This is a genomic window from Microbulbifer mixtoriginis (SeqCode) (assembly GCF_052466765.1).
Genome location: NZ_CP174289.1, coordinates 642,176 through 665,503 on the forward strand (window position 1 = coordinate 642,176; position 23,328 = coordinate 665,503).

General features: G+C 46.8%; 15 protein-coding genes. 9 read left to right on the forward strand and 6 right to left on the reverse strand.

All coding sequences use genetic code 11. The features are described 5' to 3' along the window. The first annotated feature begins 801 nt into the window (after window positions 1-801). The 3 genes from ACJJIV_RS02685 (at window position 802) to ybiA (ending at window position 4,427) form a co-directional block, all read left to right on the forward strand. Window positions 802-1,863 (forward strand): PQQ-dependent sugar dehydrogenase, encoded by a 1,062-nt coding sequence (locus ACJJIV_RS02685; protein ID WP_444890668.1) that lies wholly within the window; start codon window positions 802-804, stop codon window positions 1,861-1,863. A gap of 110 nt (window positions 1,864-1,973) precedes the next feature. Next, window positions 1,974-3,620 carry an amidohydrolase gene (locus ACJJIV_RS02690; RefSeq protein ID WP_444890669.1) on the forward strand — a complete coding sequence of 549 codons (1,647 nt, stop codon included), beginning with the start codon at window positions 1,974-1,976 and terminating at the stop codon, window positions 3,618-3,620. Window positions 3,621-3,869: 249 nt separating this feature from the next. After that, on the forward strand, window positions 3,870-4,427 hold the full coding sequence (ybiA, locus tag ACJJIV_RS02695) for a riboflavin biosynthesis intermediates N-glycosidase (RefSeq protein WP_444890670.1): 558 nt from the start codon (window positions 3,870-3,872) through the stop codon (window positions 4,425-4,427). A gap of 190 nt (window positions 4,428-4,617) precedes the next feature. Here the strand turns inward: ybiA and ACJJIV_RS02700 are convergent, their stop codons facing one another. The 4 genes from ACJJIV_RS02700 to ACJJIV_RS02715 form a co-directional block, all read right to left on the reverse strand. After that, window positions 4,618-6,843, reverse strand: coding sequence for a M12 family metallopeptidase (locus ACJJIV_RS02700; RefSeq protein ID WP_444890671.1), 2,226 nt, complete (start codon window positions 6,841-6,843; stop codon window positions 4,618-4,620). A gap of 613 nt (window positions 6,844-7,456) precedes the next feature. Next, window positions 7,457-9,673: a M3 family metallopeptidase gene (locus ACJJIV_RS02705; protein ID WP_444890672.1), complete on the reverse strand. Its 2,217-nt coding sequence runs from the start codon at window positions 9,671-9,673 to the stop codon at window positions 7,457-7,459. 501 nt (window positions 9,674-10,174) lie between these two features. After that, a complete protein-coding gene (locus tag ACJJIV_RS02710) occupies window positions 10,175-10,969 on the reverse strand; it encodes a class I SAM-dependent methyltransferase (RefSeq protein WP_444888680.1) in 795 nt (264 codons plus the stop codon). Between the two features lie 23 nt (window positions 10,970-10,992). Continuing rightward, window positions 10,993-12,402 (reverse strand): serine hydrolase domain-containing protein, encoded by a 1,410-nt coding sequence (locus tag ACJJIV_RS02715; protein ID WP_444888679.1) that lies wholly within the window; start codon window positions 12,400-12,402, stop codon window positions 10,993-10,995. 375 nt (window positions 12,403-12,777) lie between these two features. On the opposite strand from ACJJIV_RS02715, the gene ACJJIV_RS02720 reads away from it, so the two are divergent. Beyond that, window positions 12,778-13,578 (forward strand): IclR family transcriptional regulator, encoded by an 801-nt coding sequence (locus tag ACJJIV_RS02720; protein ID WP_444885339.1) that lies wholly within the window; start codon window positions 12,778-12,780, stop codon window positions 13,576-13,578. Between the two features lie 76 nt (window positions 13,579-13,654). Here the strand turns inward: ACJJIV_RS02720 and ACJJIV_RS02725 are convergent, their stop codons facing one another. Together ACJJIV_RS02725 and ACJJIV_RS02730 are read right to left on the reverse strand one after the other, a co-directional pair. Then, complete coding sequence (locus ACJJIV_RS02725) at window positions 13,655-14,782, reverse strand: acyl-CoA dehydrogenase family protein (RefSeq protein ID WP_444888677.1); 1,128 nt, start codon at window positions 14,780-14,782, stop codon at window positions 13,655-13,657. 27 nt (window positions 14,783-14,809) lie between these two features. Then, window positions 14,810-16,009 carry an acyl-CoA dehydrogenase family protein gene (locus tag ACJJIV_RS02730; protein ID WP_444888676.1) on the reverse strand — a complete coding sequence of 400 codons (1,200 nt, stop codon included), beginning with the start codon at window positions 16,007-16,009 and terminating at the stop codon, window positions 14,810-14,812. Window positions 16,010-16,466: 457 nt separating this feature from the next. Here ACJJIV_RS02730 and ACJJIV_RS02735 point away from each other — a divergent pair, with 457 nt between their 5' ends. The 5 genes from ACJJIV_RS02735 (at window position 16,467) to ACJJIV_RS02755 (ending at window position 23,328) form a co-directional block, all read left to right on the forward strand. Next, the gene (locus tag ACJJIV_RS02735; RefSeq protein ID WP_444890673.1) at window positions 16,467-18,344 is read left to right on the forward strand and encodes an acyl-CoA synthetase; all 1,878 of its coding nucleotides are present in this window, start codon (window positions 16,467-16,469) and stop codon (window positions 18,342-18,344) included. Between the two features lie 56 nt (window positions 18,345-18,400). Next, a complete protein-coding gene (locus ACJJIV_RS02740) occupies window positions 18,401-19,603 on the forward strand; it encodes a 3-oxoadipyl-CoA thiolase (RefSeq protein ID WP_444890674.1) in 1,203 nt (400 codons plus the stop codon). 60 nt (window positions 19,604-19,663) lie between these two features. Next, a complete protein-coding gene (locus tag ACJJIV_RS02745; protein WP_444890675.1) occupies window positions 19,664-21,766 on the forward strand; it encodes a 3-hydroxyacyl-CoA dehydrogenase NAD-binding domain-containing protein in 2,103 nt (700 codons plus the stop codon). Between the two features lie 128 nt (window positions 21,767-21,894). Continuing rightward, a complete protein-coding gene (locus tag ACJJIV_RS02750) occupies window positions 21,895-22,845 on the forward strand; it encodes a DMT family transporter (protein WP_444890676.1) in 951 nt (316 codons plus the stop codon). Window positions 22,846-22,866: 21 nt separating this feature from the next. Then, window positions 22,867-23,328, forward strand: a complete 462-nt coding sequence (locus ACJJIV_RS02755; protein WP_444890677.1) for a PaaI family thioesterase — start codon at window positions 22,867-22,869, stop codon at window positions 23,326-23,328.

The window sequence follows — 23,328 nt, forward strand, 5'->3', positions numbered from 1 at the left end:
GCCTCAATGAGGCTGGGGTAGAATCCGCTGAAACATCAGATTTTCTTGAGAAGAACTCTTTAAGAGTTGCTATAGCCTGCTTGACTATCAAGGCCTGTCAATGTAGATCTTAAACCCCAGAAAATGAAGGCCATAGCATTAACATAGGTATTACATACCACGCTCAATTAATATACCGCTTAACCATAAAGTCTATAAATTCCAATTACATACCCTAAACAACCATCCCCCTTATCTATTTTTTTCACCAAAAGAGCTGATATTCCCCCCGTTATCTGCTATTCATTGACACCCATCTACTCCCACAAGTCAAAAGTATTTTGGCGCCACATCAACTAATTTCAGTACCATTATCACAATCTCGACATAAGTAGAACGTTGAAAAACCTAAAATATTTTGGGTAAATTATTCTCCTACTACTTTTAGCTGATAAGCTGAAAAGCTGAAAAGCTGAAAAGCTGAAAAGCTGAAAAGCTGAAAAGCTGAAAAGCTGAAAAGCTGAAAAGCTGAAAAGATTGATTATCTCACTATTGAGTTTTTACAAAATAAAAAATAATTCAGTATAGACTAGGTAGCACTAAGAAAGAGACTCTTCATGCAATGCGTAGTGCTCATTGCACTAGGCAAATCGACATTGTTGTCAATAGCCCTATTGTTATACTGTTCGGCACACCCACCTACCCCAGGGGTCGCCTAAAGTGAGAAGGATTTCTTTTTATACAACATTATTAGCTTTCACTTGCACAATCACCTCTGGTGTAAGCTCTGCTGATACTTTTCTTTCCCGGGGCGCGATCCCCGTGATAGACAAAATTAAGATTAGTAAGGTGACAGGCCCTATTCCATATCCATGGGGTATAGCCTTGCTCCCTGATGGCACTCTAATCATCACTCAGCGAGATGGTAAGTTACGCACCATAAGCAACAATACCCTTTCCGAAGCTATTGATTTTCCAGCGCAGGTTTTCTTTGAGGGGCAAGGAGGGCTTCTGGATGTAATTGCCAGCCCAAACTTTGACAAAGACCAGCTACTTTATTTTAGTTACGCTAGTGGCAATACCGAAAGTAACCGCCTAACTATTGGTAGGGGAAGGTGGCTAAGTGGCCAGCTGGTGGACTTTCAAGAGATATTCAAGGCAGCTCAAGGTAAAAAGAATAGCGCACATTTTGGTTCGAGATTTGCCTTTCTCCCTGACGGTACCCTGCTGGCCAGTATTGGGGACGGCGGCAATCCCCCACAGGATTTTCTCGACATCTTTGCCCGTGAGCAGGGACAAAATCTACAAACACACTTTGGCTCAATAATCCGTATTGGCCCTGATGGCTCAGTACCTGATGACAACCCCTTTGTAAATACCAAAGGCGCCCTCCCAGAGATTTGGAGTTTTGGCCACCGCAACCCTCAGGGGCTTGCTATCGACCCTGAAAGCCAGGTTATCTGGTCCTCAGAGCACGGTCCTGCAGCTGGAGACGAATTAAACCAGGTCCAAAAGGGCGCTAACTACGGTTGGCCTAGAGTGACCTTTGGTAGGGATTATCGGGATGGATCCAATATCTCTTTCAAAATTGCCAGCCCGGAATTTACCTCTCCGTTCCTTGCCTGGATTGATACCCATGCCCCCGGCGGCCTCACCATTTATACCGGCACAGCATTTCCACAGTGGCGTGGTCACCTCCTTTCCGCTGGTTTGGTCACCCAAGACCTGAGGGTAATCAATCCGCAAGGGGATCCGCTGAATATTGAGAGAAGAATTGTCATCGGTGAGCGGGTTCGAGACGCTGAAATCGGAGCAGACGGCAATCTCTACATCATCACCGATGGACCCCAGGGCCATTTACTTCGTATAGAACCCGATCAGTAAGAAGCCCCCTACTCCCACACTCATTAACCCAGTAGCCATTTAATCTACTTTTCAGGGGGCATGAAGCCACCATAGAATGGCCAATAACGAAAACAACAAGGCATTCCAATATGCGTCTAGCCCAAACTTTGGCGGCGACACTACTTGCCGCCACTTCTATCAGCTCCCAGGCAGTGACACTCATCCATAACTTTTCAGGATACCAAACCACGGATAAAGCGTTAATTCAGTTCAATGCCATGGCCTTCGACCAGGGCAAGGTGCTGGAGACTGGTAATTTTACTGAGCTGGATGAAAAGTATTCAGATGCTGAACGGATAGATGCCAAGGGCAAGACCTTATTGCCCGGCCTGATTGATGCTCACGGACATATGCTGGGCCTTGGGCAACTTAATGAGTTACTGGATCTGCGCGACCACTCTCTGGAGGATTCCCTTGCGGCGATAAAACACCAAGCCGAGAGACTGGAACCAGGCCAGTGGCTGCTTGGCCGCGGTTGGAACCAAGTCACCTGGCCCGGTAAACAATTCCCCAGTCGAGAGCAACTGGACGCTCTGGAGATTGATCATCCCATCTGGTTGCGTCGGGTAGATGGCCACGCAGGCTGGGCAAACTCCAAAGCCCTGCATCTTGCCGGTATCGATAAGAGCACGCAGGCCCCTGAGGGCGGAGAGATTCTGCGGGATAGCGAAGGGGAACCCACTGGGATCTTAATTGACAACGCCATGAGCCTGCTACAACAGGCAGTACCTTCCCCCACCCTAGCCCAGGAAAAAAAGTCCCTGCAAAACGCCTTTACTACGGCGCTTTCTCTGGGATTGACCAGTGTGCACGATGCGGGTATCAACGAACAAACCCTCACTGCCTACCGAGAATTGGCCAAGGAAAACGCCATTCCTATGCGGGTTTATCCAATGTTATCGGTGGACAGCCACAACTATGTTAAGTTACTGAAGGCTGGCCATATCGGCAGCCCAGAAACGCGACTCTATATGCGCAGCATTAAATTATCTGCCGATGGTGCCTTGGGCAGCCGTGGCGCAGCGCTTCTGGAACCCTATCACGACCGCCCACAGGAGAAGGGGTTGCTGCTCTACCCAGAGAGCAAAATGTTATCGCTACTGAAACTGGCCACGGATAACAACTTCCAGGTGAACGTACATGCGATTGGCGATAGAGCCAATCATATCGTACTCAACCATCTTGAGGCCCTGGATAAAAAGAAAAGCCAGCAAGAGTATCGCCACCGCGTAGAGCACGCACAGGTTATAGAGGTGAAGGATATTCCCCGCTTCGCACAGCTCAACCTGATTGCCTCCATGCAGCCCACCCACGCCACTAGCGACAAAAATATGGCGGGTGACCGCCTTGGTGATAAACGCCTGATCGGCGCCTACGCCTGGCAAACACTTCTCAACCAGGGCACACCAATAGCCGCTGGCTCCGACTTCCCGGTTGAACCCGCTAACCCTTTGTTTGGCCTTCATGCCGCAACCACCCGCCGCGACCGCCAGGGTAACCCTAGCAAAGGCTGGCGCACCAAAGAAGCAATGACGCTGGAGCAAGCCCTACGCGCATTTACCCTGGATGCAGCCTATGCCGGCCACCAAGAGAAAGTAATAGGCAACCTACAGCCCGGAAAATTTGCCGATTTTATCTTGCTAGATAAGAATATTTTTGAAATAGATTCACAAGAAATCTGGCAGGTACAAGTTTTACAGACTTGGATTGAAGGGGAAAAAGTGTATCAGCGATAGCCAAAATTGGCTTGGCACTACCATTTTTCGATAAATCGCTACATGCTTGGGTAAACCCATACCGATAAGCAGGCGATCCGGGGCTCCTGGAGCCCCAATGGATCTATAATGTACCATTAAAAAATAAGCCTATAACTTTTCAGTAGCAAACTCGCCGAACATGGATTTTTGCACAAAAGTAATCCTTACTTTTGTAAAAAGCCTTAAATGCCACCATAGAAGTCTTATAAATTAACTACTGGAGAAAAAATGAATATAAGGTCAAGAGATCAACTTATCGACTTCGTAGATAACGGAAATACAGTTAATTATGTCTTTTTTTGGGGGCATCAAGAAATAGATAACCAGATCTCAAAGAGCTGTCTTAGCCAGTGGTATGACACCAAATTCGAGGAAGATGGGTATCATTTTATTACCGCTGAGCACTACATGATGTATCACAAGGCCAAACTTTTTAAGGACCATAAAGCCTGTGAGAAGATTCTAACCTCAGACCACCCAGGTAAAGCCAAGGAATTAGGCCGGCAGGTTGTTGGTTTTAACCATGATATCTGGATAAAAAAACGATTTGAGATTGTCGTTAATGGTAACCTTGCTAAGTTTTCCCAAAATAATGACCTGAAGAGATTTCTGCTCAATACAAAGGATAGGATCCTGGTGGAGGCTAGCCCCGTTGATAAAATTTGGGGGGTAGGTCAAGCGCAGGATAGCTCGACAATACAAGACCCAAGAACCTGGGCAGGCCTTAACCTTATGGGCTTTGCACTTATGGAAGTGAGAGATCAACTGAGCTTTAACCCCTCCTAGGATGAAGCCCTAAGTAGTTTCAACCAATATCGCCAATAAAGTATGACCCAACCTTCCCTAAGTCGCTTTCACTGAATCAAGCACACACACAAAATATTGCAATTGATCAATTTTTTAAAAGCAAAGCAGGCAATGGGTTGATTTAAATTTAAATCAACCCATCACCCAAAATAAATAAATTACCTAGCCGTTAATAATCAACACTTAACCAGAGATTTTCAAAATCAGTGTAGCCATAAACGGTGACATACCAGACGCCTGCTTGAGGCGCACTCACATTTATAGACTCATGACTGGTCCAGTTTTCTGAAGTGAAATCCGAGTTGCTCACAGAAGCCTCCTCACCGTACTTTATATACAAATCTGCATCACCAAGAGAAGCGATAAATGAAGGTCCGGTGGCAATAGAGAGTTTGGCTACACCCTCTGGCACTTGAATTTTAAAAGTGAGCGCATCACCCGCTTTGCCACCCAAGTCGGCGATGGTCTCACCAGCTACGAGGAACTCTTCTGGGGTAGACGTTTTGAAGGAACCCATTAAAGAGACTTGCTCAAAATCCGCATAACCCAATAGAATAATATGCCACTCACCGGCTTTGGGATTAGCAATTGAAGCAGTTTCGTCATTACCACCTAAATAGGGGCGGTAGTCGTAGACAGATTCCGTTGGCTTCTCACCAAAACGCACATAGAGATCTGCATCACCACTGCCGCCATTCATGGCAAACTGTAGATCTTTAGCATTTTGGGGAACGTTCATGGTGAAATACAAGGCCTCCCCCTTGCTGGCAGCCAACCCACCTATTTCCTGAAGGTTGACTAGCTGGTTGCCAGGCTCACCTCCCAAATCCAGAGTCGCGGTTAGATCCACGCCTTCAAATGAACGCTCTACCGGTGTGAGCAATACATGCCAACGGCCTGACTGAGGCGAGATGATCTGTATGTTTTCGATATTACCGGCATTTTCAGACTTGTAGTCAAAATCTGTGGTATCGGGTAGGCGGTTATGAGCCACATATACATTCATCTCACCGCCTATTTCCGACTCTTCTGTTTGAATAGTCAGTTTTTGAGCATTTTCAGGGACATCAATGTGAAATAGCTTGCCATCTTTCCCCCGTAAGTCGACCCTTGGTTTGCCAGAAATAAGTGTTCGCTCCGCCTCTTCATCACAAATAAATGTTTCACCACCCTTAACCGGGCTGTATTGAATATTACCGCCCTCGATCACACCATTGATAAAAGTGAGCATTTCACAGGAATAAACATCCAATAAATTATTGGTGAAATCTACCTCTTTTAGGAAAGGCTTATCCATTACCCACTCAAATTGAACGGAATCCAAATGGTTGCCAGAGAAATTCATAGACTCCAAGCGCTTGGGTAACTCAGGAATCTCGGTTAGATTTTCACTAGCAACAGTAAGATGTTTTAGATATCGAAAAAGATGTATACCTTGCAAAGATTGAATTTCACCGTTTCCAGGAGTATGAATTTTCTCAACCTTCGCCGCCTCTAAACTACTTATTTCACCATTATTATCGGCATCAAAGTAAGCAAGCAAATAAGATTTAAATGCCGGATCAGGAATGTTGATATTCACAGTACCATAGTGAGAAGCCGCCCCTACCTGATCACCAGCTCCGAGGTCAACGCGCTGTCCTACAATGCCATCATATTTCTCATAGCCTTTTTTGGGGACAATTGTCGCACCCCCATTAGCACTATATGCGCGGGAGGGATAGTGCATGACTGACAGGAAGTCGTATTCGCTGTAGTTGTGTGATTGGCGAACATCAAAATTGTAGATATACGCTGGCTTTATATTGTCTTCCAGGATCATCACATATTGATCCCGATCAGAACGCTGCTGCTCATGTCTCATGCCGATGGCATGACCCAGCTCATGAACAATAATATATTTCATACTCCAGTCTTTCATACTGAAAAACTGCCCGCCACCAGACATTCCAACCATAGATCGATTTTCACTGCCATTTCGCACGTAGATATAATTGGTTTGGTCTTTGCGCAATTTAAAATGTAAATCTGCGACCTCTTCCCAGACCTTGGTAGCATCAACGAATCGCTGGCGGTTTTCTTCTGTTACGTCTTCATGAAAATCATAATAGACAACACCTTCAGGCCACTTATTTGCTGACAACTCAAAGGCTGACATTATACTGACCTGCCCGGATTCCTGTGGAACCAGCTCCAGCATATCCCCAGTTAACTGATAGAGTTTGCCATCAACCATCACCTTCCTTGAGGAGAATTGCTCTTCCAGTTGTGCAAATTCATTCTCGGTAAAGCTTGGAATGCTATTAGCCACTGCCTGGCTTGATGCCAGTGTCAATTGACTTAATAAGGCCAAGCCTGTGGTAACCCCCAGCACTGCACCGGTTAACTTTTTCATTTTCATGTTCCTTCTCTGAAAATTCACGGATTTGTAACCTAATCTGGTGTTTAAGATTTTGAAAGACGACAAAACCAATTGATATAAGTCAAAATAATAAAATACCAATGGGCATGTCGCCGCGGGCAAGAATACAGCCGTTGAAATTTAAGGTCGATAGGATATTTATTGCTAATTTATAAGCACAAAGGCAGAAAAAGAGAAGAATACTTCAACGAGCGACCTAATATTTTTAATTAAATTTTTTTAACAAATAACAAAACAAAAAAACAACGACCAATCAGAAATGGAACATAAGAACCAGCTATCTGATTCCGCTAAAAATACTTGGCAGCAGATATAGCTAGGGACTTACTTTTAGAAATGAAGACCTTGCCCAGTATTGAAAATTCGTCCTAGAAATAACTTCTGGGTATCTACTAACCAGCCAAAGAGGGGATCACGAGACCAATACTGAATAGAAAATTTTTACAATGCAGATTGCATACGCCGCAAACATATGGTGAATGTATTTTTTTATTCTCGAGCACTTCTTAACTCAAAGACCACTTAAACAAAAAAAGCCGCATCCAAAGATGCGGCTTTTTCATGAACAATTTATTAAATCAATAAACTAGTTCTTGGAGGCAACCGCACTCTCTTTCTTCTCCGGGATCGGGAAGCCACGATCGCGCATCAACGCTTCGATATTGGCATCACGACCACGGAAAGCACGATAAGCATCAGCGGGGTCTACAGCATTACGCGGTGCAAACAGGTGTTTCACCAACTTGGCTGCTACCTCTTTGTCGTAGAAGCCACCTTTAGACTCGGAGAAGGCCTCAGAGGCGTCGGAAGTCAGCACGTCGGCCCACATGTAACCATAGTAGCTAGCTGCATAACCTTCACCAGAGAAGATATGGCCAAAGTGCGGGGTGCGGTGACGCATGACCAGCTCTTTCGGCATGCCCAGCTTATCCAGAGTTTCACGCTCAAACTTATCTGGGTCGATACCCTCTGGATCAGCAGTGTGGAACTTCATATCAATCAGCGCAGAGGCCAAGTACTCAGTAGTGGCAAAACCAGAGTTGAACTTGGCGGCTTTCTTAATCTTCTTCACCAGATCCGCAGGAATAGGCTCACCAGTCTTGTAGTGCACCAGATAGTTATCGATAACCGCATCGGTAGACAACCAACGCTCCAGCAGCTGGGATTGGAACTCGGTGTAGTCGCGAACACCGCTGTTCAGGGTCGGGTAAGTCACGTTGGAAGCAAGGAAGTGCAGTGCGTGGCCAAACTCGTGGAAGAAGGTCTCGGCATCGTCCCAGCTCACCAGCACAGGCTCACCCGGCGCGCCCTTGATAAAGTTGGAGTTGTTAGAAGACAAGACGTTCTTCTTGCCATCAAAGGTGGAGTGGTCACGATACATGGTTGCCCAGGCACCGGAACGCTTGCCAGCACGGGCAAATGGGTCCAGGTACCAGAGGCCGATATGGTCGCCACTGGTCTTGTCAGTGACTTCCCAGACTTTAACATCTTCGTGGAATACCGGTACGGAACCTTCTTTCACCGGGGTGAATTTGAAGTTGAACAACTCACCAGCTACGTAGAACATAGCTTCACGCAGGTTATCTAGCTGCAGGTACTGCTTCACTTCATCGGAGTTCAAGTCGTACTTGGCCTTGCGAACCTTCTCGGCGTAGTAACGGTAGTCCCAGGGCTCAATAGTGATATTGGCTTTCTCGGCATCCGCCACCGCCTGCATATCAGCTACTTCTTCTTTTACGCGGGCAACTGCTGCGGGCCATACCGCTTCCATCAGGTCCATGGCCCGCTCAGGATTTTTAGCCATACGGTCTTGCAGGCGCCATTCAGCGTAGTTATCGAAGCCCTGCAGGCCTACGCGCTCATCACGCAGCTTCAGGATTTCAGCGATGATGGCGTTGTTATCGTGCTCATCGCCATTGTCCCCACGGCTGTAGTAGTTGGTCCATACTTGCTTGCGCAGCTCGCGATCATCGGAGTAAGTCAGGAATGGATCCATAGAGGAGCGGGAATTGGTTATTGCGTACTTACCCTTCTCGCCCTTCTCTTCCGCCAGTGCTGCCGCCGCTGCAACGAAGGATTCCGGCAGGCCGCTCAACTGATCTTTGCTCAGGAAGATATCGTAGCCTTCCTCATCTGCCAGTACATTGTTGGAGAACTTGGTATAAAGTTCAGCCAGGCGCTTGTTGATTTCCGCATAGCGCTCCTTGGCCTTACCTTCCAGGGTGGCACCATTGGTAGAGAACTGGGTATAGATCAGCTCAACCACACGCTTCTGTTCAGCATCCAGGTCCATCGCGTTGCGCTGATCGTAGATCGCCTTGATGCGCTTAAACAAGTCTTTGTTCTGATAAATTTTGGACTCGTAATCAGCCCAGATCGGTGCCAGCTCTTGCTGAACTTTGCGGAACTCTGGTGAAGACATATTCGCAGCCCAGATTCCATAGTAAGCCGTTGCGCGGCTTAGCTCGGCGCCACTGCGCTCCATCGGCACAATGGTGTTAGCAAAGGTTGGTTCAGCGGAATCTGAAGCGATCGCACCTAGCTCGGTAAGGCTTATCTCAATACCTTTTTCAATTGCGGGCTTGAGATCTTCCAGCTTCATCTTGTCAAACGCAGGTACACCACCAAAGGGACCAGTCCACTCTGCCAGCAGCATGTTACTGGCGTGCTCTGGAGTTACAGCCATGGACTCTTCGGCTTTCACAGTGTCTTTAGCTACCTCAGCCTGTTTTGCCTTTTCACCACAACCGCCCACAACCGCCAGGGATGCGGCTACGGCTAGTGCGATCATTGTCTGACGCATTTGCTATCTCCTCGTAAAAAAGGGTCTTTTAATAGTTTTAAGAGCGGGATTCTACCCTCTCTTGGCCTATGCCGGCCAATTCTACCGTCTCAGCAGTCTGAAACTGCGGCTAAGTGAGTGATTTGTGCGACAACCTCCCCCTTTGGACTACCGGCGCCACCATGGACATAAAGAGTATACTTTATCTTGATAACGATTTATTAAGTGATTTCATTTGAACTTATAAATCATTCGAATAATTAGCCAATGTGGCTCATTTAGCCTCTCAATAAAGTAAGTTAGGCGATCTCAATACGGGTGCTGCTGCCCAAGAAATCTACAGAACATCAAGTAGACAACAGTGGCACGCCCGCTAAAACATTGAGTTCTCACCGCCGGAAGAAATATTGTTCGTGTAAATACGAAAATTAAGGAATTTAAGACTCAACTTTAATGGCAGGCCTCTTTTCTTAGCCTATTTCTACTGGCTCTATAGCTTAGGACCTTGGTGAACGTCAAAATCTATAAGTCCTTTTTCCAACAAGCCAGCATTGCCATTGGCGGAACACATTTAGAGCTTTCCAAATCTCCACACCAATTACCCACATTCTTCCCGAGTTCAACAAACTTCTGTAGAGATAGATTACTTTCAATTGCCGCCATCAAAATATCTGACAAGGTGTGATGAAAATTATAATTTTCTTTAGCCTGATATTTTCTACCATCCAAATAGCCCAAACCTTGATCATCCTTTTGCGGCTCGCGATTGAAATAAGACATGGCAATGTGTGAGGGATTACCTTCCTCATACATATTTAGAACCGGATGTATTTCTTCCATTAAAAGATAACCACCCGGCTTCAGCAGCGAAGCACAGATACTCATAAACCGCTTCAGGTCCGGCATCCAGTTCAGTACGCCAATGGTGATAACCGCAAAGTCAAAACGGCCGATATACTCATCAGGCAACTCATAGATGTTAGAACATACGATTTCTACATCCGAACACCTTGAGGCATTTACCAAAAGCCGAGCTTGATCGACAAAAGCTTGGGATCCATCAATCCCCACACAGAGCCCGGCACCTTTCTTTTTGATGGAGATTAAATCTTTCGCATTATTGCAGCAAATTTGAACCACTGACTTTCCGGAAAGATCAAACTCATCCAACATGCCATCAAAGTCTTGTTCTAAGGCATTAAAATTAGACTCGGAGACTTTCTCAAGTAGCCGCTTGCTGAATTCCCAGTGAACAGGCCCAGCCTCATCCCAGGAGGCCAAGGATTTACTGACAAAAAAATCTGTATTTTCTTTCATGGAACACCTCTTTAGCACCCAGCTTATATTTTAATAAACTTGACTGATCCATTCTGAGACATTACAACGCCCTTACCCTGAAAATGAAATGAAAGATCTCTTTGGAGCGCTCCTAAATGCACCTTATATACGTCCCCAGTTTTTAGCAATGGTCCACTGAGTCCTCCCCAACTAACCATTATTTTATCACCCTCAATATAGAGTTTTTGCTCCGGCCAGCCATTACTATTCACATAGATACCAAGCAAGTTTCTTGGGAAATTTTCGGCGCTCACAACCAAGGCAGGATCTGGCGCTTCCAATAGCTCGCCTCGAACAGATTTCTTCAGTCGATTCATCTCCTGCTCAAACAGCGTATCTCTATTTGCTTTATTTAAAATTGAGTTATAAGTATAATTAGCTATTACATGGGGTAACATATAAGCCGCATCCTGATTGGTAAATGCAATTACACCTATCTCTCTTTTTGGTATAAATGATACATGGATGCTATATCCACCATAATTTCCAAACCGAGTTAAAAGAGTCTCTTCATTATACTCTGCCAGATCCCACCCCAAGGTGTAGCCTGTTCTCTTATAGGTGAAATAGGTTTTTGATTGATCTACCTGCTTTTCATGAAGCTCATCAAAAATATTAATCTTAGATACATTTGACCTATCTTTACTTATATTTACCTGAAGCCATGTCGCCAAATCACTTACAGTAGAAACCAAGCCTCCTGAGGGGTGCATCGTTTGATCAGACTTGAAATGTCCTGAAGTGAAGATATTACCATCACTGGAGGTGATAATAGATGGAAGAAAATTATCCACTTTGGATACCTTATTCGTAGTCGAATTCATATCCAGAGGCTTAGTTATATACTTCTCTATAAGCTCTCCCCAAGCTTTTCCAGTGACATTCTCTGCAATCATCGAGGCGACTATCGGGCCCGTATTTGAATACCTAAAGTTGTAATCTGGCGCTATAAGTAGATTTTCACTTAATGAATGTACCAGCTCCTCTGGACCGAAATAACCTAAAAAAGCTGACTTAAAGGTATGTTGAACACTTGTAAATCCAGACGTATGGGTAAGTAAATCCCTAACACTGATTTTATTGGTGTCAACTTTTCCCTCAAGCCCCAGTTGGAGCTTATAAGATGATATGGGTTTATCTAAATCTAACTTGCCCGAGTTATGCAGGATAGCCATCAAAGTACTGGTAAAAGACTTTGTGTGACTTGCGATTAAGAAAGGCGTGCTCTCTGTAACTTGAGGGCCACCTTCAGAATAGGCATAAAAGAAATCAAGCCCGTTCTTATCAACTACCGCAACAAAATGTGAGCCAATTAAGCGGTTGCTATTAGACAGCTCTTCCAGAGCTGATTTTATTTCTTTTCCAACATTATCATCTATGGCATAACAGTTACTAACGACAATCAAAGCCATTGTGATACTAATGAGAAGCCTTATTATCATATCTAAAATTCTTTTTTAAATGAGCTCAAACCTGGAAAAGTTCACTGGCAACGGATTCAAACACTAATTTCATCTTTGAAACAAGCAGCAACTATGCAAAATACGATAAATAGAATGTATGTATAGGTATTCCGCAAAAAATACAATTAAACCATATCTGCTTTAAAGAACACTCTTGCCCGGGACTCACAGTTGCCCCCCAAGTACAACCACAATTTACGTTACTGCTCATTATTTTCCAAACACCCTTCACAGGCCTAAATTTCTCTTTAAGGCTAAGTATCTAACTTCAGATCCAGGAGTAAAATTTGTATACTTGCTATTATAGAAGCAGGATTTAAGACCATGGCTCCGCTGAGTGATCTCCCAAGAAAGAAAAGCGCAGAACCCGATCGCAAGTTTATTGAAGCCCTCGCCCGAGGACTGGATGTTCTGCGGGCATTTCAGCCCGGTGATGGCTTTCTGGGTAACCTTGAAATCGCCCAACGCACAGGCTTGCCTCGCTCCAGTATTTCACGGTTAACCTATACTCTGACAAAATTAGGCTATTTGACCTACTCAGACCGACTGGAAAAGTACCAATTAGGTAGCGGCGTACTAGCGCTGGGTTACTCTTTCGTCTCCAATCTGGCTATTCGGCAGGTTGCCAAACCCCTAATGCAAGACCTTGCAAACTCCACAGGAACTGCTGTAGGGCTGTCTGACCGTGATCGGCTCGACATGATATTTGTCGAGTTTTGTGCAGCCGCTAATGTTACGACTTTTCGCTACGAAATAGGTAACCGTGTTTCTTTAGCTACCAGTGGTTCAGGAAGGGCTTTCCTGGCAGCGCTACCTCAAGAGGAGCGCGAGTACTTTTATGGGCACCTGGAGAAAAGAAATAGCGAGCGCTGGCCTAAAATCAAGGTTGGAATTGAAGAAGCGGTAGCAAGCTATAAGCAGCGCGGCTTTTGTAGCTCCTTTGGCGACTGGAACCGCGATGTTAATGGTATTGCTGTCCCCCTACAATTAAGCCAGGGGCGCATTTATACATTTAATGCGGGCGGACCTGCTTACCGCCTGAGTCCAGAATTCCTGGAAGAAGAAGTCGCCCCCTTATTGAAAAATATGGTCGGCAATATAGAGGCCATGCTGATCCGCTACTAGATAGCTTAACCCCAGGTTAGTAGCGCAATGCGACCAACCTGGGGGATAACTCATCACCTCACGGTTGCCTGCCTCGCTAGTGCCCGGCAAATCGGCGAGTATGATAATCTGTACTACCGAAGAAATACTGGATTGTGGTTAAGCGTTTAAAATAATGGCTCACATCCAACTCCTCTGTAACCCCTATACCGCCATGTAACTGAATTGCTTCCTGGCCTACTAACCGGGCAGCTTTTCCAATGCGGCTTTTTGCTGCAGAAATTGCCTTAGGGGCAACGCCATTATTCACATCCAACTGTAACGCTGCCATTAATAGAATAGAGCGGGCCTGTTCATATTCGGTAAACATATCCACCATCCGGTGTTGCAAGGCCTGGAACTTACCAATGGGAACGCCAAACTGCTCCCGGGTCTTTGTATATTCCACGGTCTTTTTATAAATTTTCTCCATGGCCCCTACTGCCTCGGCACACAGCGCCAGTGTGGCCCGGTCAATTGTCTGTTCGATTACAGGTAAAGCTGCTCCCTCTTCCCCAACTCGGTTTGCCACAGGGACCATCACGTTATTAAACTTTACCTCAGCCGCACGGTGCCCATCCACAGTGGCATATCCCTGGCGATGAATACCCTCAGAGTTGGCATCTATCAATAATAAAGTGATACCTTCACAATCATGTTGGCCGCCGCCAGTACGTACTGCCACCAATAGTTTATCTGCGGCTGAGCCGTTCAAAACAACGGCTTTGTGGCCATTCACTACGTAGCTGTCTCCTCTCCTTATAGCTTTAGTGGCAATATCAGACAGATTGAAACGGCTCTGGGGCTCAGCAAATGCAAATGCCAGCTGCAACTGGCCTTCCATCAACAAGCTAATTAGCTCTCGCTTCTGCGCCTCATTGGCACCGCTTGCTATTAGTCCACCACTTAAAACTGCACTGGCCAGGAAGGGTTCCACTACCAGGCCACGACCAAACTCTTCCATCACTACCATCAGATCAACAGCAGAGCCACCCAAACCACCGTCTTCTGCATTAAATGGAACCATTAGCCAGCCCAGCTCAGCAAATAACTTCCAGTTATCTTCACTAAACCCAGTATCACTGTCTATTAACTTACTGCGACGATCAAAGTCATAATCCTGTTGAATAAATTTGCTCACACTACTTTGTAGCATCTGCTGCTCTTCACTATAGGAAAAATCCATCGTTCCAATCCTCATTAAACGTCGCGTTTACAGGCCAAGTACCCACTTGCTGATAATATTTTTCTGAATTTCGTTACTGCCACCATAAATCGAGGATTTACGGTTATTTAAGTAACGGGGCACACTGCTGGTAATAACTCCAGGGCCTACATGCTCGCCATCAAATCTGCTTTTAAATTGTTCCCGGACAAATGGCATTCCGTAGTAACCCGCAGTTTCCATGTAAAGTTCATCAATAAGTTGGGCGATTTCAGTTCCTTTAATTTTTAAAATGGAGGATTCCGGCCCCGGTGCATTACCGGTACTCACTGCCGCAAGTGCTCTTAGCTCAGTAAACTCCAAAGCTAAAAGATCTATTTCAACTTCTGCGAGCTTTTGCGCAAAGGCTGGATTTTCCAGGAGGCTGACGTCACCATCACAAGTATCACCTGCCAGCTTTTTTAAAGTCTGTAAACGTTTTTTGGAAGTGGCAACCCGTGCAATGCCCGTGCGTTCATGGGTCAACAGTACCTTGGCATAGGTCCAGCCGTGACCTTCCTCTCCAATACGGTTGGCCACTGGTACCCGTACATTATCAAAATGTACTTCATTCACTTCATGATGACCGCCCAAAGTCATAATGGGCGATACAGTAATGCCCGGGTGGTTCATTTCAATTAATAGGAAAGTAATTGCGGCCTGGTTTTTGACTTCGGGGCCTCCGGTACGAACCAGGCAGAAAATCCAATCGGCCCAGTGTCCCAGAGTAGTCCAGGTTTTGGTGCCATTAACGATATACTCATCACCGTCTCGCACTGCTGTGGTTTTTAACGACGCCAAATCAGAGCCCGCATTTGGCTCCGAATACCCTTGGCACCACCAAACATTACTTGCCAAAATATCTGGTAAAAACCGCTGTTTTTGCTCTTCACTACCATAAGTGAAGATAACCGGTGCAACCATTTTAAAGCCGAAAGGAATTACATCTGGCGCGCCGAAGTTGGCACACTCATTGGCCCATATGTATTTTTGTGTTGGCGTCCAACCGGTACCCCCATATTCAACTGGCCAGTTAGTCGCAGCCCAACCCTGTTCGTACAGGATCTTTTGCCAGCGTTCATAGTCCTCTTTTCCCAGGGGAATTTCATCCAGAGTCCTCTCACTGATATCCGCCGGAAGCTTCTCTTGCAGGAATTGCTTAACTTCCTGCTGAAAAGCTAATTCTTCGGGGGAAAAATCTATATTCATTCGCTTGCTCCTGTTTATATGGGTGCAATTGGCAGAGATTTTTCAGCTAACTTCCTTCACCAACTTGCACAATCAACATGTACTAAATTCGGAAGTTCCCTTATACAAGCGGAATAAATTCACTTTCGATCTGGCTCGGCGAGCTCCACTCTTTGTCTTAAGTAAACCTATCTACAAACAATTTCAGGCTGATATTGATATCTGAGCATCGCTATTTTGACTTTTTCCGACTCACGCAAGTAGGTCCTCAATTATCGAGCCAACTCTATTGACGCAACTTTCTACTTAGTGGCATTTATATATAGCTGGTGTAAATATTTATCCGCCAATTCCCACCAATTAGCTTTTAAATAACTACTCGACGCACAAAACATTACCATTGAATTCCGCAGAGTGGAATGCTCTTTTCACTTTTGATATTGTCACCAACATAATAACCATAGTGAGAGAAGCCCCCATGTCTATCACGTCCACTTCCACTGGCAGTCCCATGCTGCAATCTCTTGCAGAAATCCAGGAATATGAAAAAGTACCTTTGTTACAACGTTATCCCTGGGAAAACACCTACGATTTAATTCGGCAGGCCGCCCGTCTTTACCAACAAGATGCAGCCATCGAATTTCTTCCCACCGCTGTACCAGATGAAGAAAGTGTGACTGTGAGCTACTCGCAGCTATCCGAAAAAGTTCACCAAACCGCCAATCTACTCCATTCTCTCGGAGTTAATTCGACAGATACCGTTTCATTACTATTACCCAACCTTCCTGAAACACATTTTGCACTCTGGGGTGGACAAGCCGCGGGAATCGCCAGCCCTATCAATCCGTTGCTGGAACCGGAGCATATCGCCGAGATCATGAATGCCACCAAAGCCAAGGTATTAGTCAGCCTTGGGCAGGATCTCAGTGAGGAGATTTGGGAAAAGGTTGCGCAGGTCATTAAGCAGGTTCCAACCTTGAAGGCACTGCTGCTAATCAGTAAAAAACCGGTTAGCACCCTATCCATACCTTCCGGCATTAAGGTAGAGAATTTTGTATTGGCTATTGCCCAACAGCCAAATGACCATTTAATTAGTGGGAGAACTATTCAAGGCGATGAAATTGCCAGTTACTTCCACACCGGAGGAACAACCGGGCGGCCTAAAATTGCACGCCTGACCCACAGCAATATTGCGTTTGTCGCACAGCTGAGTGTGGACACGACATCCAGTAAGGGGCGATTTGCTACCCTCAGTGGCCTTCCTCTGTTTCACATTTTCGGCACTGTGGTCGCCGGCATAGGCACTCTGCTCGCCGGCCGCACGATTGTTATAATGACCCCCTCAGGTTTTCGCTCCCCCAATGTGCTCCCCAACTGGTGGCATCATGTCGCCCGCTTCCGTGTACAGGGCTTTGGCGCCGTGCCCACTATTCTCGGCATCTTGATGCAAATCCCTGTGGGCGACAATGACATCAGCTGCCTGACAGATGTTGGCTGCGGGGCCTCGCCTTTACCCGCAGCGCTTAAGAGTGCGTTTGAGGAAAAATTCAATGTGACGGTAAGTAACGGCTATGGCATGACAGAGTCCAGCTGCCTGCTGGCCCGCCCCCCAACAGATATGCAAGCACCCGAGGGCAGCGTCGGCCGCCGCCTCCCCTATATGGAAATGAAAATTGCCGAAGTGGATGGAAACCGGCTAGTGAGAACCTGTAACACCGGTGAAGTCGGTATTGTACTTGCACGAGGGCCACATATTTTTTCAGGCTATCTCTCCGAAGAGGATAACGCCAAGGCTTGGGTTGACCACAGTTGGTTTAATACTGGCGATATGGGATATGTCGATGGCGATGGCAATCTTTATCTGACCGGGCGAGCCAAGGATTTAATCATTCGTGGCGGCCACAATATAGATCCAGCCTTGATTGAAGAACCGCTAAGCCGTCACCCCGCCGTGGCTATGGCCGTTGCCGTTGGCCAGCCCGATGCCTATGCCGGTGAGGTTCCGGTGGCCTATGTCACTCTATATCCGTCCGAAAATTCTCCCACGGAAGAGCAGCTTATCGACTACTGCCGCACCCAGATTACTGAACGTGCAGCGATACCCAAGCGGATAGAGATCATTGATGAAATCCCCCTAACCGCTGTAGCCAAGGTATTCAAACCCGCTTTGCGTAATCGCGCTACCGAATATGTTATTGGTCAAGCACTTCAGGAAAAAAATATATCTGCAGAGTTTTCTGCCCGTTTTGATAGTGCCCTGGGCCAGGTTGCAAAAGTTCGTCTGGAAAAACCTTCAGCTAAAACGGTAGCAGAGGAGGCATTGGAAAACATTCCGGTAGCGCTGGAGTTTGATTAAGCGCGGACATTTACTACTGCTCACAAAACAATAATCAATCATTGGGAAAACTGACAATGCCACAAGCTTATATCTATGATGGCGGCCGAAGTGCTTTTAGTCGCCATGGAGGTAGCCTTTCCAGTATCAGGCCTGACAATATGCTCGCGCATGTCATTAAAACCCTGGTTGAACGTAATAATTTCGATCACAAGCAATTTGAGGATGTGATTGCCGGAAATACCAATCAGGCCGGTGAGGACAGTCGTAATATCGCCCGCTTTGCCGGGCTAATTGCAGGACTGCCAATCTCCACCGGTGGTATTACGGTAAACCGCCTATGTGGTTCAGGCTTATCTGCCGTTGCCGATGCAGCACGTTGCATCAGGGCCTCGGAAGGTGATTTATTCATTGCCGGTGGTGTTGAATCCATGAGCCGTGCCCCTTTGGTCCTCTCCAAAGCAAGCAGCCCTTTCGATCGCACCCAGCAACTGGCGGATACCACTTTGGGTCCGCGCTTCACCAATCCCGATATTGTTGCAGAATTTGGCAGCCATACTATGCCGCAAACTGCAGACAATATTGCCGCAGACCTGAATATTAAGCGAGAAGAGTGCGATATCTTTGCACTAGCTTCACAAGCAAAATATGAAAGCGCGCGTATTGATGGCTTTTTTATTGATGAAATTATCCCTATCGAGGTGCCACAGGGCAGAAAGCAACCACCTCGCCTTATCGATACTGATGAACATCCCCGCCCCGATACTAGCCTGGAGCGCCTGCAAACACTACGCCCATTGTTTGAAGACGGCGTAGTGACTGCCGGAAATGCTTCCGGAATCAACGATGGTGCCGCAGCACTCATTATTGGCAGCCAGGAAGCCGGCCAGGCCGTAGATCTCAAGCCCCGCGCACGTATTCTCGCCAGTGCTATTGCGGGAGTGGAGCCAAGAGTAATGGGTTTAGGCCCGGTCCCGGCTACCCGTAAGGCATTGGCTCGTGCAGGCTTGAGCCTGGGAGATATGGATGTCATGGAGTTTAACGAGGCATTTGCTGTACAGGCCATGGGCTGCCTGAAATTGCTCGAGATTGATTACGAGGACTCCAGGGTTAACCCCAATGGTGGTGCAATTGCAGTTGGGCATCCCCTCGGCGCCAGCGGAGCCCGCATTCTACTCACAGCATTACGCCAGCTGGAGCGTAGCGGCGGGCGCTACGGGTTAGCCACCATGTGTATTGGTATTGGCCAGGGAATCGCAGTGATTATAGAGCGTATATAAAAACCGGCGAGACCCTCTAGGAGAAACAATCTAATAGTCATTTAAGATCTGGAGATAACAATGTCTACCGTAAATTATGAACTTATTGGCGATATTGGTGTTATTCGACTTAACAACCCCCCTGTCAACGCGCTTTCCCACGGGCTGCGCGAAGGCATTTGGGGAGCGATCAAGAGTGCCCAGGAAGATGCCTCTCAGGCACTGGTTTTGATATGTGAAAGCCGCACTTTTATTGCTGGTGCAGACATCACAGAATTTAGTAAGCCACCACAGGCACCTGCCTTATCTGAAGTGATTACCGAAATCGAAAACTCTCGTAAACCAGTGATTGCCGCTATTCACGGTACCGCATTGGGCGGGGGCTTTGAGGTGGCACTGGCTTGTCACTATCGCTGTGCCCTGGCATCTGCCAAAGTCGGCCTGCCTGAAGTTAAATTGGGGTTATTGCCTGGGGCCGGTGGTACTCAGCGCACTCCACGTCTGGCCGGCGTTGCGGCTGCATTAGAAATGATCACCAAAGGTGCCCCAATCCCGGCCGCGAAAGCCAAAAGCATGAAGCTGATCGATCACGTGGTTGATGATGATCTATTCGAAGGGGCCCTCGCCTTTGCTCGTGAGCTAATTGACCAGAAAGCCCCACCACGCAGAGTCCGGGACATCACAATAGATCTTGCCAGTATTCCAGAGGGCTTGTTCGAGGATTTCCGCCAGCGACTGGAAAAAAGAGCACCTGGTCAACTGGCCCCACAGAATATTGTCTCCTGTGTGGAGGCAGCGGTTAAACTGCCATTCGATAAAGGGCTGGCTAAAGAGCTGGATCTATTTATCGAATGCCTACTCTCAAGTCAGTCCGCCGCCCTGAGGCATATGTTCTTTGCCGAGCGACGTGCGACAAAAGTTCAGGGTCTCTCCAAAGATAGCTCTATCAGAGAAATAAACAGTATTGGCATTATTGGCGGCGGCACTATGGGGGGAGGTATCGCCATGAATTTTGCCAATGCCGGTATCCCAGTCAAGCTGCTGGATATCGATCAAGCTGCCGTAGAGCGTGGTCTGGCAGTAATCGACAAAAATTACAATATCAGTATGAAAAAGGGGAAGATTACAGAGCCCCAAAAAGCACACTATCTCTCACTAATCCAGAGCACCACTGACTATTCCGACCTGGTAGAGGTAGACCTCGTTATCGAAGCTGTGTTTGAGAATGTAACGCTTAAAAAGGAAATTTTTTCCAAGCTGGACCAATACTGTAAACCCGGCACCATTCTCGCAACAAACACTTCCTACCAGGATATCGACCAGATCGCCGCTGCTACCAATCGGCCAGAAGATGTTATCGGCTTACACTTTTTCAGCCCCGCCAATGTTATGAAACTTCTAGAAGTCGTTCGTGGCTCAAAGAGCGCCGACGATGTTATTGCCACCGCAATGCGGTTGGCAAAAACTATCAAGAAAGTTCCCGTGCTGGCCGGAAACTGTTATGGGTTTATTGGCAACCGGATGCTGCGGCCCTATGCCCGTGAAGCGCAACTCTGTTTGATAGAAGGAGCCACCCCGGAGCAAATAGATACCGTAATGCAATCCTGGGGCATGGCCATGGGGCCCATAGCGGTTGGAGATTTGGCCGGTCTCGATATTGGCCACAAGGCCCGCGAGGGCCTGAGCGAAGCAGAAAAAGGCGACCCCAAAACCTACTGCATTGCGGATGCTTTAGTAGAGATGGGACGCCTGGGCCAAAAGAGTGGAGCCGGTTATTACCGCTATGACCCAGAAACTCGCGCTCGTACCAGTGACCCCGAAGTCCAAGCAATTATAGAGGCTCAAGCCAAAGCGTACGGGATAGAGCGGCGAGAAATCTCTGATAAAGAAATTCTTAATCGCCTTACTTTCTCTCTAATTAACGAGGGAGCCAGGATTCTGGAAGATGGAATAGCCCAACGTCCCAGTGATATTGATGTTGTGTATGTTTATGGCTATGGTTTCCCCCCCCATCGTGGCGGCCCCATGTTTTACGCAGATAGCATAGGCTTGAAAAAGATCTACGATACTATTTGCACATTCCGTGACCTATATGGCGAAGCCAACTGGACTCCTGCACCATTGCTCGTCCAACTGGCAAAAGAAGGTAAAACATTTACGGACTGGGCAGACGATCAGCGATAGTATTCGCTTCTCAAGGGTAACCGGTAAAAGTACCGGTTACCCTTTTTGCCAAAGTTGAGAGATTTTTAGTTGGCAACACAATGATAAGGCCTGATACGTTAATAGAATCGAAACTACGACCGAGCCAAATGCGTCTTAATGAGCTGCAGCTCGAACAGTCACCAGAACCGCCAGATCACCACAAAACGATCCAAGCCAGGGTTAAGAGAAACAATTGGAAAGGCATAGGTTACGCACTGGCCACCGCTATGGTTGCCAGTACAGCCGCTGCAGCCAGTAAATGGATATCACCCGCGGTACCAGTACCTTTAATAGTTCTCAGCCAATACAGCATCTGCTTACTATTACTTATTCCCTGGCTGGTGCGCCAGTCACCCCAACAGCTCATAACACAACACTGGAAAACCCATTTATTGCGCGGCTTTGCAGGCTGGCTCTGCTTCTTTTCCTACTTTTATGCACTCAGCCGTATTTCATTGATGGAGGCAGGCTTACTGCGCAATGCCGCCCCAATTTTTGTTCCGCTTGTAGCTTGGCTTTGGGCGCGTGCACAGATTCCCGCCACAAGCTGGCTACCCATTGTGCTTGGGCTACTTGGTATCGCACTGATTCTTCAACCTGATATCCATGGTATCAGCAGTGGCCACGCCTTCAGCTTACTGTCAGGTATTACTCTAGCTGCCTCTATGGTAGGCACACGTATTTTGTCACACACTGATAAGTCGAGTCTTATTTTGTTTTACTATGTCCTTATCTCATTTATGTGCAGCCTGCCCCTGGGTATCTACTACTGGCAATCAATACCTAGCTGGACTATTCCCTACCTGGCTTTTAATGGAGTTTCTATTTTATTAGCGATATGGCTCTATACCAAAGCTTATAGTTATGCAAAACCCAGTGTAGTTTCACCAATCAGCTATTTTGGAGTGGTTATTGCTGGCATTTTTGGCTGGCTGATATGGCAACATCTACCTAACACAATTGCGCTGATAGGAATTTGTATAGTGGTCACAGCAGGTCTGCTTACAGTGTATTTCTCCACCCAGCAGGCTGCCCGAACGCACCCTGCTCCTAACTAACTTCCCAAAAGGTAAGTCCAAATGAGCTGGCAAAATAAAAAACAACCACCGTTTAATGATCATTTGGGTGTGAAAATTGATGAGTGGCAGGAAGGCCGTGTGGTGATCAGCGTAACCGTACTTCCTGAGCATTTGAATAGCCACGGAGTACCCCATGGGGGATTTATTACAACGTTAATTGATATTGCCGGTTCCTACTGTGGTCTCTACTGCCCATACCCAAATCGTCGGCGTAAGTCCCTCACGCTTTCATTAACAACCAATTTCACCGGTCGAGCCAAAACCAATCAGTTAACCGCCATAGGTAAGTTGACCAGCTCAGGGCATAAAATCTTTTATTCCTATACCGAAGTTTATGACAGTGTAGGAACTCTGCTTGCAACTGGCCAGATGACAATGCGTTACCAAACTGGTAGTGAAATACTAGAGGGAGAAGCCATTGAAGAGTATCCTGCAAAAACACACCATAGAATTGAAGTGTGA